Raw genomic sequence first — 12652 nt, forward strand, 5'->3', positions numbered from 1 at the left:
GCTCGTCCGGGCCGGGCCTTCCTGTGTGCGAACCTCACAGCACGAGCTCGGTCAACTGATCCCAGTCGAGCTGGATCCGGATCGGCAGGTCCACGGCGAACGCGGTCTGCGGTTTCAGGAGGCGGGCGAGCCGATAGTGGCCGACGCTGTGGTCGAGACCGTAGGTCTCGATGGCGGTGACCTCGGTGTCCGACACACTGACCAGCCAGTACCACGGGATTCCGGCAGCTGCGTACTCGCCCATTTTCTCGAGCCGGTCCGTTTTGACATGACTGGGCGAGATGACCTCGACGGCGATCTTCAAATAGCGTGCGGGCACCGGTCGCACGTCCGCCGGTACGTACTCGAACAAGGCGATGTCGGGACGCCGAATCGTCGCGCGAGGCACTTCCCAGAGCACCACTTCGAAGTCGTGGTTGGCATCCAGACATGCCAAGGGATCTTCGGCCATATTCTCCCGGGCCGCCGCTTCCAACATCGCGAGCAGCCGATGGACGGCTTTCTGGTGTGCCCGGGTCGGGGATTCGCATCGAACCGCGTCCCCGTTCACCACCTCCACCAAGCGGCAGAACTCGTCGGGAAGTTCGCGCCAGATGTCGACCGTGATCGGCTCCGGCTGCACGTTGTCCGGCCGGGCCCAGTCGAAGATCGCTGACATGCGTCGGATTGTAATCACGGCAGCACCGTCGGCCGCCCGCGCCGACCACATCACCCACGCCACCACCAGCATGTTCGCCACCACGGTCAGCACCGCCGTCATGCGTGCTGCGGGCTCCCGCGCCGGTCGGTCCCGACAGCTCCCACACCGTCGTCGCGAGGCGGACGGGCATCCGAGTTCCGGTAACGAAACAGGATCGATCATCACTTTCGCCTTGGAACCGGGCGAATCGGCGGCGGCCGCCTCGACTCTTCGGCCCGGCAGCTTCTCCTGCAGGCCGGAAAGTGCAGCTCATCGCCCTTGCAGGCGTGGTGCCGCGCGTGGTGCAGACGGCGTCCGATCGCCGACTGCCCAGCTTTGGGCACTTGTCCAGCAAGGCCCGGATTCCGCGCGTATGCTGCATCTCGACGCCGTTCTTACTCAGCAGTAAGATAGCCTTACTCTGGAGTAAGATAGCCGGAGACAGACCGCACCAAACCGTCCGAGAAAACAGGTGATGATGAGCACTCGAGACAGCGCAACGAAGCGACGTCCAGACACGTCCGCGGTCGGCCTGACCCATCCCAAGCGGGATTGGATGGGCGCGGCGATGCGGGTCATGACGACTCTCACCGGGTCGGAACTCGCCGAGAAATACAACCTGCGCAAGCCGATCGAGCGCGTCACCTATGAGGGCACCAAGACCGGCTTCCGCACGCTCGGCGCGGCTACCCGCGCGTTCGCCAGGGTGGCGGGCAGCGGCGCGCCGAAGCGCCTGGCCACCAACGAGGCGAAGAACAAGGACTTCTTCGACCTGACGCCGTCGGACGAACAGCAGATGATCGTCGAGACGGTGCGGGAGTTCGCCGCCGAGATCCTGCGTCCGGCCGCCTACGAGGCCGACAATGCCGCCAAGGCGCCCCGCGACCTGCTCGAGCGCGCCGCCGAACTCGGCATCACCCTGATCAACGTGCCCGAAGAACTCGAGGGTGCGGCCTCCGAGCGCGGTGCGGTGACCAACTCGCTGGTCGCCGAGGCGCTCGCGCACGGCGACATGGGTCTGGCCCTGCCCATCCTGGCGCCCAGCGGCGTCGCGGTCGCGCTCTCGCAGTGGGGCAGCGACGCGCAGCAGAAGACCTACCTGCCGTCCTTCACCGGTGAGAACGTGCCGCAGGCCTCCGTGGTGATCAGCGAGCCGCGCGCCCTGTTCGATCCGTTCGCCCTGGACACCAAGGCGGTGCGCTCGCCGAGCGGCTACCGCATCTCGGGCGTGAAGAGCCTGGTGCCCGCCGCGGCCGATGCCGAGCTGTTCCTCGTCGCCGCGGAGCTGGACGGCCGTCCCGCGCTGTTCATCGTCGAGTCGGACGCGCCGGGCCTGGTGGTGGAGGCCGACCCGAGCATGGGTCTGCGCGCCGCGGGCCTGGGCCGCCTGATCCTGGACAACGTCGCGGTCGGCACCGACGCCATCCTGGGCGATGGTGACGCCGCGACCCGCGCCGAGGAGTACGCCGACGCCGTGCGCCTGGCCCGCCTCGGCTGGGCTTCGCTCGCCGCGGGCACCGGTAAGGCCGTGCTCGACTACGTGATCCCGTATGTGAACGAGCGCGAAGCGTTCGGCGAACCGATCTCGCACCGTCAGGCGGTCGCGTTCATGGTCGCCAACATCGCCATCGAACTCGACGGCCTGCGGCTGGTGACGCTGCGCGGCGCGTCCCGCGCGGAGCAGGGCCTGTCCTTCGGCCGCGAGGCGGCGCTGGCCCGCAAGCTCGCCACCGACAAGGGCATGCAGATCGGCCTCGACGGCGTGCAGCTGCTCGGCGGTCACGGCTTCACCAAGGAACACCCGGTCGAGCGCTGGTACCGCGACCTGCGGGCCATCGGCATCGCCGAAGGTGTCGTGCTCATCTAACCGGCCCGTTCCGTTTTCCAGGAGACCTCACCCCATGATCAATCTCGAACTCCCCAAGAAGCTGCGGGCCAGCGCGAACCAGGCGCACCAGGTCGCGCAGGAGATCTTCCGCCCGATCTCGCGCAAGTACGACCTCGCCGAGCACGACTACCCGGTCGAGCTGGACACCATGGCCGCCATGGTCGAGGGTCTGGCCGACTCCGGCACCCAGAAGATCGGCGGCGCCGCCGGTGGCCGGTCCGACGACAGCGACACCGACCGTCACGCCACCGAGCTGCTCGGCAACACCAACGGCGGCAACATGTCCGCGCTGCTGAACGCGCTGGAGACCTCCTGGGGCGACGTCGGCCTCATGCTGTCGATCCCCTACCAGGGCCTGGGCAACGCGGCCATCGCCGCCGTGGCCACCGATGAGCAGTTGAAGCGCTTCGGCAAGGTGTGGGCCTCGATGGCGATCACCGAGCCGTCGTTCGGCTCCGACTCCGCCGCCGTGTCCACCACCGCCGTGCTCGACGGTGACGAGTGGGTGCTCAACGGCGAGAAGATCTTCGTCACCGCGGGCCAGCGTTCGACCCACATCGTGGTGTGGGCGACGGTGGACAAGAGCCTCGGACGCGCGGCGATCAAGTCGTTCGTCGTGCCGCGCGACGCTCCCGGCCTCTCGGTGGCCCGGCTCGAGCACAAGCTCGGCATCAAGGCCTCCGACACCGCCGTGCTGCTGTTGCAGGACTGCCGGATTCCGAAGGACAACATCCTCGGCAGCCCGGAAGTCAACGTGGAGAAGGGTTTTGCCGGGGTCATGCAGACCTTCGACAACACCCGCCCGCTCGTCGCCGCGATGGCGATCGGCGTCGCCCGCGCCGCGCTCGAAGAGCTGCGCTCCATCCTGACCGGCGCCGGTGTGGAAATCTCCTACGACACCCCCGCCAACAACCAGCACGCCGCCGCCGCCGAATTCCTGCGGATGGAAGCCGATTACGAGGCCGCCTACCTGCTCGCCCTGCGTGCCGCGTGGATGGCCGACAACAAGAAGCCCAACTCGCTCGAGGCGTCCATGTCCAAGGCGAAGGCGGGCCGCACCGGCACCGACGTCACCTTGAAGGCCGTCGAACTGGCCGGGGCCATCGGCTACTCCCAGCGCACCCTGCTGGAGAAGTGGGGCCGTGACTCGAAGATCCTCGACATCTTCGAAGGCACCCAGCAGATCCAGCAGCTCATCGTCGCCCGCCGCATCCTCGGCAAGACCAGCGCCGAGCTGAAGTGATACCGGCTTAGACGATCCGGGTAGCGAAATCCGGTGCGAGCTTCTCGGACTCGCACCGGATTTTCCGTTTCCATGCCATCGGGCAAAACGAATGACGTGTCCACCGAACGGATTTGGTGATCAGGCGGCTATGGCTTCCGGACCGGATGTTCCGTATCCTTCGCGCACATGTGGAGCATTGTTCTCATTTCGATCGTCAGTTGTTTCGTGATCGCCGCTGGATTCGCGTGGGGGCTGCCCGGCGACTGAGGCACTTCAGGATCGGGTTCGCTCGCCGTCTTGGTTGATGTCGCGATGCGGCGCCTCGGTGGAGGATTCACGGTCGGCCGCTTGTCCCGCTGCTTGCCGCATGCGTCGGTCGGCGATCCAGGGGTCGGTATCGGCGGGGATCACCAAAAGGGTCAGGCTGGTGCCGTTGCGTCCGACCAGTCGCATGGTGTCGGAGGGCTGCCCGGTCACCGGGCCGTGGATACGGATGCCGTCGTCGTCATCTATGCGGCGCTGGGCGAGGCTGATGGCGTTCCAGTCGAATCCGATGCGATCGAGTTCGCCGAGCCGGGGCCTGAGAGCGGTGATCAGGTCGTGCAGCTCCGTGGTGATATTCGACGTCCACGGCCACCACGCACCGCCGATCCGGGCGGGAGCGCCGCCGGCGGGGCGCAGGAGGACTCGGGGCGTGCGGGTCGGGACGGAGAAGGGTTGCCGGTCGCTGTGGGAACCCCCCGCGTCAGCGCCCATATCGGCATGGTTGGTGATGGGGCGTAGCTGTTGCGTCATGAGACGCTCCTGTCGCGATCCACGGAAGGATCGGAATTTCGGATCGGGGACGGCGCGACCTCGAGCGGTCGGCGCGCGGGATGCCTCCGAATACTTCGATCCTACCCGGTGACGGCACGCATCCGCGCTGGTCGCTGGCGGAATTTCCCCTTTGGAGCGGGTTCAGTCCGGCGGGGCGGCACTCCGGCGCGCGAGTTGCGCGGCGGTGAGGTCGGCCGTCCAGAGGGGCTGGAGCATGTGCCAGTCGGCGGGGTGGGCGGCGATACCGGCCGCGAAGCGATCGGCCAGCGCCTGGGTGGTCTCGCCCACTCCACGGCTGGTGTCGAGCGGGGGACCCACGTGGACTCCCCAACCGTCCGGGGTGAACCAGCAGTGCACGGGGAGCAGTGGCGCGCCCGTGTCGATCGCCAGCCGGGCCGGACCGGCAGGCAGCCGAGCGGGCTCACCGAAGAAGGTGACCGGTACGCCCGTACCGGACAGGTCGCGTTCACCGAGCAGTCCGACTATCCGTCCCTGCCGGATCCTGGCGAGCAGCTGCGGGAACGGCGGCGTCGCGGTGCCGGTGAGCGGGATGATCTCGAAACCCAGACGTTCACGGAAACGGACGAAACGCCGGAACAACGATTCCGGCGCGAGCCGCTCCGCGACCACAGTCGGTGAGCCGACGCGCTGCACCAGCCAGACTCCGGCCAGGTCCCAATTACCGCTGTGCGGCAGTGCGAGTACGGCACCGGTGCCGCGTTCGACCGCCTGGTGGATGTGTTCCAGCCCGGTCGCGCAGGATTCGATGGTGTCGGCCAGCCGTACCGGGTCCATCGACGGCAGCCGGAAGGCTTCGCGCCAGTACCGGGCATACGAGCGCAGGCTCGCCCGGACCAGCTCATGCGGCACCTCGCCCGGCGCGGTGCCCAGGACACGGGAGAGATTGCGGCGCAACTGGTTCGGGCCGCCGTCGCGGGCCGCGCGTTCGGCTCCCGCGTCGAAGAGGCGGACGGCCAGCGATTCCGGCAGGGCGCGCACCAGCCGCCAGCCGGCGGCGTAACCCAGGTCCCACACCCGGCCGGCCGGATGCACTAATCGCTGCCGGAGTCGACCGGTCCCGCTTCGTCGGTCGCCGCGGACGGCGTCGCGGAGACGACGTCGCTGAATACGGGCACGGGAACTCCGGCCGCAGGCGCGCCGACCTCTGCGGGCTCACTCGGGTGGCTGAACAGGGGTGACCGGTTACTTCGATGCATTTTCTGGATTCTCCGCTCATTCGCGATCGATGACGCCCGATTGGGTGGCACACCGTAGAGATACGGTCACCGCCGCCGCGGATTCGGCGGTCGCCTCGAAACCCACACTACCCTCGGCCAGACCATACGGAACGGTTTATCGAGCATGCGCCCCCGCAGGCCCGCGATCGGCAGCCACATCAGTTGACGCCATGCTGCCCACGAGCGAGCATCCGAACGCCGTCGGCGGCCCGTTTCGCAGAGGCCTCGCGCGGCGCGGAAACCGCTGCGCCCTATGATCCATCGTGCTCGCCCCGCTGACGAGCACGCCGCTGCGTCGATGAGTCAACGACACGATCACGCCATTCGGCGTTCACCCCTGGACAGGCGGCGCACCGACCAGGCAGCCTATCGCCCTGAGTCGCTGGATCGACGAATCAGCGGACGTATTTTCACTCGAGCTGTACCAGAAAACTTCGAGGAGAACTGGTTATGCAACGACTGAGTCTCACGCGTCGCCTCGCCACCGCCTTCGCCGCCTCCGCGGTGCTGGTAGCCCCCTTCGCCGGGCACGCCGCCGCGCAGCCCGCCACGGTGGACTGGACTGCCGCCGCGCAGCAACTGCGCGCCGCCGCGGCCGGGAACGCGGCAGCCGAGCAGGCGGTGGATCGGCTGATCGCCTCCGGGCAGCCGGCCGAGGCCGAGCAGGTGGCCTTGCCCGCCCAACCGTTCCAGATTCCCGCGCAGTCGGATATCGGCCGAGGAGAGGGGCCCGGCGTATACGGATCGGGAATCGCCCTCGGGGTCGACGGATTCCGTCTCGGGTTCTTCGGCGGGCCCGGCACCATCTCGCCGAACCAGGGCGGCGCGAAGCTCGAAGTGCTGTGGGTCAACCTGGCCAACGGACGCAGCGGCACCGAACTTCTCTACGAGCACAACGATGTCCCGGTGGACACCACCATTCGCACCCGCGCCCTGGACACCGGCGCGGGCCCGGTCGCCGCCGCGGTGTACGGATCGCTGTGGCACCGCTGGTCGGTGCCCGTGAGCGACGAGAATCCGGACGGGTACGCCTACCGACTGGCCACGATCTCGGTCCCGTCGTTCGGCGCCGTCTACAACTGAGATCGCGGGCTCCGGCTCCCGCCGCCCGCGGGACCGGAGCCCTCGGTTTGTCGGAGAATACGTACTTCCGTAACTTTTGGATTCGTGAGTCTGGAAGACCGAGTCGCCGAGCTGGAGCGGCGGCTCAGCGCGCTGGAAGAGAATGTACGGCCGGAGAGCCTTCCTCCGGTCACCGCGGAGTGGGCGGTGGCCCGCCTACAGGAGGAGTTCGCGGCGGCAGACGAGCCCAACGGCGGCGTCGTCTTCGCCGGGTCGGTCCGCCTGCCCAACGACCAGCAGCGCGCATGGCAGGCCAGGTTCACCACCGGCGATCTCATCGAGGACGACTGGGCCGAGACCGCCGAATGCCTTGCCGCACTGGGCAGCCCGGTCCGGCTGCGTCTGCTGCGCGAGATCATGGGCGGGCGCAGAACCGCGGCCGAACTCGCCGGGGTCGACGGTGTGGGCGATTCCGGCCAGATCTATCACCACCTGCGGCAGCTGGCCGCGGTGGGCTGGCTGCACACCGCGGGCCGCGGCCGGTTCGAGGTCCCGGCCGCCAGGGTGGTTCCGTTACTGGTCGCCCTCGCCAGCGCCAGGCGCTGATCCGGGCGCCGCCCCGGCGGCGACGTATCCGGCGGTGGCGAGCACCGCGCCCATCTGCTCGTAGGCCGCGCGTTCGCGGGGCGCGATCGTGGCGAGGCCGTCGACGTAGCGGTTGAACATGCAGAACGCGGCCGCTACCAGTACCGCGTCGTGGATGTCCTCGTCTTTCGCACCCGCCGCGCGCGCCTGCTCGACGTCCTCGGGGGTCACCGCCAGCCCCGACTGCCGCACCTTGTCCGCGATCCGCAGCAGCGCACGGAGTTTCGGATCGATGGCGGCGGATTCCACGTCTTCGATGACGGCATCGATCACGTCGCGACCGCCGTCCACCAGCACCGCCGCCGTCGCCGCGTGCGACTGTGTGCAGAAATAGGTCTCGTTGCGCGAGGACACGTACGCGGCGATCGTCTCGCGCTCCCCCGGCGTCAGCGGAGACGACCCGCGCAACAAGGTCTGCGCGAATTCGCTCAGCGCCGCTCCGGTTTCGGGTTTGAACGCGAACAGACTCCGGATGCCGGGCAGATCGCCGGGAACATCGATGAACGGTTTGCGGTCCTGCGGATCGGACATCGGCCGCGTCTCCCTTCGAGCGGGCTCGGGACGTTGCGAGGGTATCGCTACCGGCCGGTAGCCACTAGCCGAAAACCGGAATCGGGCCGCGCACCGCTCCTACCAGCGACGGACACCCCGGATCCGAGACTGGTTTGTCCGATTCAATTGTGACCTGTCACACTCCGCACTGCTACGGTGGCAAGTCAACACGCCGTACCGGTTCGCTAGGTCGAGGACCGACGCGAGGGTTTTGTGGAGGTAATTCGACATGAACTTGGCCCACACGCTGGAGGCCGTGAAGGCGCTGGGTGTGCTGCGCTCCCGGGGTGTCACCGATCCCCGGAAGCCACTGGAAACGCTGCGGACGATGAAGGAATCACGCATCCTCGGCCCCCAGGCCACCTTGATCAGGCACTCCGCGCGGGTGGCGCCGGACGCGCCCGGCATCGTGGACGAGGCAGGCGCCCTGACCTACCGCGAACTGGACGACCGGTCGACGGCCGTCGCCCGCGGATTGCAGGCGGCGGGCATCACGGAGGGCATGGTGATCGGCCTGCTCGCGCGCGACCACCGCGGCCTGATCATCGCCATGGCCGCCGCGGGCAAGCTCGGCGTGCGGGTGGCACTGATGAACACCGGGTTCGCCAAACCGCAGTTCGCCGAGGTGTGCGAGCGCGAGAAGGTCAGGGCGGTGCTGCACGACAGCGAGTTCCTCGGCCTGCTCGACGCGCTGCCCACCGACCTGCCGCGCTACCTCACCTGGGTCGACGAGGGCACCGCGCTGCCCGAGGGCGCGCAGACCATCGACGACCTGGTCGCCGCCAACTCCGCCGATCCGCTGCCCGCGCCGAGCAAGCCCGGTGGCTTCATCATCCTGACCAGTGGCACCACCGGCCTGCCGAAGGGCGCGCCGCGCACCAAGGTCACTCCGCTGTCCACCGCGCAGATGGTCGATCGGATCCCGTTCCCGCAGCGCGGCACCCAGGTGATCGTCTCGCCGATCTTCCACAGCACCGGCCTGGCCACCTGGCTGGTCGGCGCGGCCCTGTCCAACAAGGTGGTGGTGCGCCGCCGGTTCGACGCCGAGGCGACGCTCGCCCTGGTCGCCGAGCACAAGGCCGACATGCTGGTGGCGGTGCCAACGATGCTGCACCGGATGGTCGAACTCGATCCGGCGATCCGGGCGAAGTACGACACGTCCTCGCTGAAGGCGATCGTGCTGGCCGGTTCGGCGCTGTCGCCCGAACTCACCATCAAGGCCACCGAGGCGTTCGGCCCGGTGCTCTACAACCTCTACGGCTCCACCGAGTGCGCCGTGGCGACCGTGGCGAATCCGGAGGATCTCGCGCTCGCCCCCGGCACCGTCGGGCGCGCGCCGATCACCTGTGAAGTGCGGCTCTACGACGAGAACGACCAGCGCGTCACCGCCATCAACACCACGGGACGGATCTTCATCCGCAGCGGCGCGCCGTTCGAGGGCTACACCGACGGCAGGCACAAGCAGATCATCGACGGCTACATGTCCAGCGGCGACGTCGGCCACTTCGACGAGAACGGCCTGCTCATGGTGGACGGCCGCGACGACGACATGATCGTGTCCGGCGGCGAGAACGTCTTCCCGCAGGAGGTGGAGAACCTGCTGCTGGAGCGGCCCGACGTCTTCGACGTGGCGGTGGTCGGCGTGGACGACGTGGAGTTCGGAAAGCGCCTGCGCGCCTTCGTCGTGCCCGAGCCGGGCCACTCCCCCGACGGCGAGGAGATCAAGGCGTACGTGAAGAACAACCTCGCGCGGTACAAGGTGCCGCGCGAGGTGGTCTTCCTCGACGACCTGCCGCGCAACGCGACCGGCAAACTGCTGCGCCGCGTGCTGGTGGACTACGAGGTCCAGGCCTGATCCGCAGCGGGCCGGGCTTCCCCGCCCGGCCCGCTACCAGCGGGTAACACCCGCTGAGATACATGACACAGCCGGTTACACGAGCTTGCTACTGTTAGCGCCAGCACTGGGTATCGAAATTGCGGTCCGCACCACCCGGAGGACCACCGGGTGACACCGCCGGAAGGTTGTCGTCGATGTCTCTTTCCCTCCCCGCGCTGGGCGGCACCGCCCGTAAGGCGGGCGATCTGGCCCTTGGCGTGAACGTGATGGTCAAGCGGCGGCTGTTCAATCCGCTTCGCCCCGACCACGCGGCGCGGTCGGCGTTCAATATCTTGAAGTTCGGCCCGTTCGCCGGTGTCGTCATGCACGCCGCGCAGACCAGGCCGCACGCCGTGGCCATCGTCGACGAAGGCGGGGAGCTGACCTTCGGCCAGCTCAACGAGCAGTCCAACGCCCTGGCCCGCGGATTGCAGAACAAAGGCATCAATCCCGGTGACGTGGTGGCGATCCTGGCCCGCGACCACCGCGGCATGGTGCTGAGCCTGCTGGCCACCGGCAAGCTCGGCGTGCGCGGGGTGCTGATGAACACCGGGTTCGCCAAGCCGCAGTTCGCCGACGTGGCCGAGCGGGAGAACGTCAAGGCGGTGCTGCACGACAGCGAGTTCATCGACCTGATGAGCGCCATCCCCGCCGCGATCCCGCGCATCCTCACCTGGGTGGACGAGAAGGACAACGCCGATCCCGCGATACCGACCATCGACTCGCTGATCACCGGGCAGTCCGGCGCCGCGCTGCCCGCGCCCGCCAAGCCGGGCGGCATAGTCATCCTGACCAGCGGCACGACCGGCACCCCCAAGGGTGCGCCGCGCGACCGGGTCAGCCCCTTCGCCTCGGCTCAGTTCATCGACCGGGTGCCGCTGCCCAACAACGGCACCATGCTCATGGCGGCGCCGATCTTCCACGGCACCGGCCTGTCCCAGTTCACCCTCGGTCTCGCGCTGGGCAATCGGGTGGTCTTCCAGCAGCGCCGTTTCAATCCCGAGCAGACGCTGGCGAATATCCAGACCTACAAGGCGGATTCGCTGGTCGTGGTCCCGACCATGCTGCAACGCATCCTCGACCTGGATGCGGACGTGCTGGCGAAGTACGACGTCAGCAGCGTCAAGGTGATCTTCGCGGCGGGCTCGGCCATCGCGCCCGACGTGGTGACCCGCACGCTCGACCACTTCAACGACAGCCTCTACAACCTGTACGGCTCCACCGAGTGCGCCGTCATGACGGTCGCCACCCCCGAGGATCTGCGCAAGGCGCCGACCACTGCGGGCAAGGCGCCGGTCGGTATCCGGATCGTGCTGCTGGACGAGAACCGCAAGCCGATCACCGAGCCGAACGTCACCGGAACCATCTTCGTGGACAACGGTTTCGCCTTCACCGGCTACACCGACGGCCGCACCAAAGAGGTCGTCGACGGCATGATGTCCAGTGGCGACGTGGGACATTTCGACTCCGACGGCCTGCTCTACATCGACGGCCGCGACGACGACATGATCGTCTCCGGCGGCGAGAACGTCTTCCCGCTCGAGGTGGAGAACCTCATCGCGGGCCGCGACGACATCTTCGAAGCCGCGGTCGTCGGCGTGGACGACCGTGAGTTCGGCAAGCGGCTGCGCGCCTTCGTCGTTCCCGGTCCCGACTCCAAGCGCGACCCGCAGGAGATCAAGGAATACGTCAAGGCGAACCTGGCCCGCTACAAGGTTCCGCGCGAGGTGGTCTTCCTCGACGAGCTGCCCCGCAACGCGACCGGCAAGCTGCTGCGCAAGCCGCTGATCGAGATGGAGGTCGAGGCGGGCTGAGGCGCACGTCACGTCGCCTATGGGCGCCTGCCGATGCGGCCGGGCGCCTGCAATCGGTCGGCTATCATCAGCGGGTGAGTTATGAGTTCGACCGGTCTGCCGCAGGACGTCGCGGCGCCGTCGCGCGGCTGCGCGGTGGTTCGGCCGGTGCGATCTCGGGGGCCATTTCCGTAGCGGCGCACGGCTCGGCTTCGGGCGGCATGCTGCCGGACACCACCGCGGTGGCGCTGCTCGCCGCCGCGTCCGCCGTGATCGGGGCGCTGGTGGCGAGCCTGGCCCCGCTGCGCGAGACGTCGTCCGGGCTGATCGCGGCGCTGGTCGCCGGGCAACTGCTCGGGCACTTCACCATGGGGATCAGCTCGGGACACCTGCATCACGGTGATGCTCAGCTGACTCCGGCCATGCTCGCCGCCCACCTGTGCGCGGCCTTCGCGGCGGCCATCGTGATCCGCGGCGCGGAAGCCGCGTACCGGATCGGGACCGCGGTGCTGCGCCGCGTGCTCCCGCTGCGCCACACCCCGCCCCTCGTCGCGGATCGCGCCACTCTGCGGACGCTCCACCGCGATCGCGTCGTCCTGCGCGTGTTCGCCGCGGAGGCGTTGCGCACGCGGGCTCCGCCCTTCGCGGTCGTTCTCTGATTTCCTCCCCCACCCGGTGCACGTGGCGCCGTGGCGCGAGTACCGCTCACCGTCATGGCTTTCCCGTGCAGCACGGTATCGCCGCGCACTCTCGTGCCCATACCTGAGCGTGCCGACGCGATGTGCAGTCCGGGTCGCGAACCATCCTTCCGAGCCGCGCTGCGATCACGCTTTCTCTGATGAGCGCGTTCACCGTAGGCCGAAAGGACGCCGCTTCAC

At 68.4% G+C, this 12652-nt stretch carries 11 protein-coding genes; 7 read left to right on the forward strand and 4 right to left on the reverse strand.

The window, feature by feature from the left end; genetic code table 11:
* Window positions 1-34: 34 nt before the first annotated feature.
* A complete protein-coding gene (locus ON29_RS21600; RefSeq protein WP_040868870.1) occupies window positions 35-760 on the reverse strand; it encodes a Uma2 family endonuclease in 726 nt (241 codons plus the stop codon).
* A gap of 391 nt (window positions 761-1151) precedes the next feature.
* On the opposite strand from ON29_RS21600, the gene ON29_RS21605 reads away from it, so the two are divergent.
* Window positions 1152-2546: an acyl-CoA dehydrogenase family protein gene (locus tag ON29_RS21605; protein WP_373283896.1), complete on the forward strand. Its 1395-nt coding sequence runs from the start codon at window positions 1152-1154 to the stop codon at window positions 2544-2546.
* Window positions 2547-2580: 34 nt separating this feature from the next.
* Window positions 2581-3810 (forward strand): acyl-CoA dehydrogenase family protein, encoded by a 1230-nt coding sequence (locus ON29_RS21610; RefSeq protein WP_040868875.1) that lies wholly within the window; start codon window positions 2581-2583, stop codon window positions 3808-3810.
* A 255-nt stretch (window positions 3811-4065) separates the two neighbouring features.
* Here the strand turns inward: ON29_RS21610 and ON29_RS21615 are convergent, their stop codons facing one another.
* Window positions 4066-4587, reverse strand: a complete 522-nt coding sequence (locus ON29_RS21615) for a DUF5994 family protein (RefSeq protein WP_063825358.1) — start codon at window positions 4585-4587, stop codon at window positions 4066-4068.
* A 162-nt stretch (window positions 4588-4749) separates the two neighbouring features.
* Entirely contained in the window at window positions 4750-5661 is a 912-nt protein-coding gene (locus ON29_RS21620; protein ID WP_040868877.1) for a phosphatidylinositol mannoside acyltransferase, read from the reverse strand.
* Between the two features lie 635 nt (window positions 5662-6296).
* Here ON29_RS21620 and ON29_RS21625 point away from each other — a divergent pair.
* Window positions 6297-6929: a hypothetical protein gene (locus tag ON29_RS21625; RefSeq protein WP_040868879.1), complete on the forward strand. Its 633-nt coding sequence runs from the start codon at window positions 6297-6299 to the stop codon at window positions 6927-6929.
* An 84-nt stretch (window positions 6930-7013) separates the two neighbouring features.
* The gene (locus ON29_RS21630) at window positions 7014-7514 is read left to right on the forward strand and encodes an ArsR/SmtB family transcription factor (protein ID WP_040868881.1); all 501 of its coding nucleotides are present in this window, start codon (window positions 7014-7016) and stop codon (window positions 7512-7514) included.
* On the opposite strand, the gene ON29_RS21635 is transcribed toward ON29_RS21630, so the two are convergent.
* Complete coding sequence (locus tag ON29_RS21635) at window positions 7482-8084, reverse strand: carboxymuconolactone decarboxylase family protein (RefSeq protein WP_051175442.1); 603 nt, start codon at window positions 8082-8084, stop codon at window positions 7482-7484. The genes ON29_RS21630 and ON29_RS21635 overlap by 33 nt on opposite strands.
* Before the next feature lie 250 nt (window positions 8085-8334).
* On the opposite strand from ON29_RS21635, the gene ON29_RS21640 reads away from it, so the two are divergent.
* The 3 genes from ON29_RS21640 to ON29_RS21650 all read left to right on the forward strand — a co-directional run bounded on the left by ON29_RS21640 (window position 8335) and on the right by ON29_RS21650 (window position 12433).
* Window positions 8335-9960, forward strand: a complete 1626-nt coding sequence (locus ON29_RS21640; protein ID WP_040868883.1) for an acyl-CoA synthetase — start codon at window positions 8335-8337, stop codon at window positions 9958-9960.
* A gap of 176 nt (window positions 9961-10136) precedes the next feature.
* The gene (locus ON29_RS21645) at window positions 10137-11795 is read left to right on the forward strand and encodes an acyl-CoA synthetase (RefSeq protein ID WP_040868887.1); all 1659 of its coding nucleotides are present in this window, start codon (window positions 10137-10139) and stop codon (window positions 11793-11795) included.
* A 74-nt stretch (window positions 11796-11869) separates the two neighbouring features.
* Window positions 11870-12433, forward strand: a complete 564-nt coding sequence (locus ON29_RS21650) for a hypothetical protein (protein WP_169332596.1) — start codon at window positions 11870-11872, stop codon at window positions 12431-12433.
* Window positions 12434-12652 lie beyond the last annotated feature (219 nt).

The organism is Nocardia exalbida NBRC 100660 (assembly GCF_000308575.1).
Classification (GTDB): Bacteria; Actinomycetota; Actinomycetes; order Mycobacteriales; family Mycobacteriaceae; genus Nocardia; species Nocardia exalbida.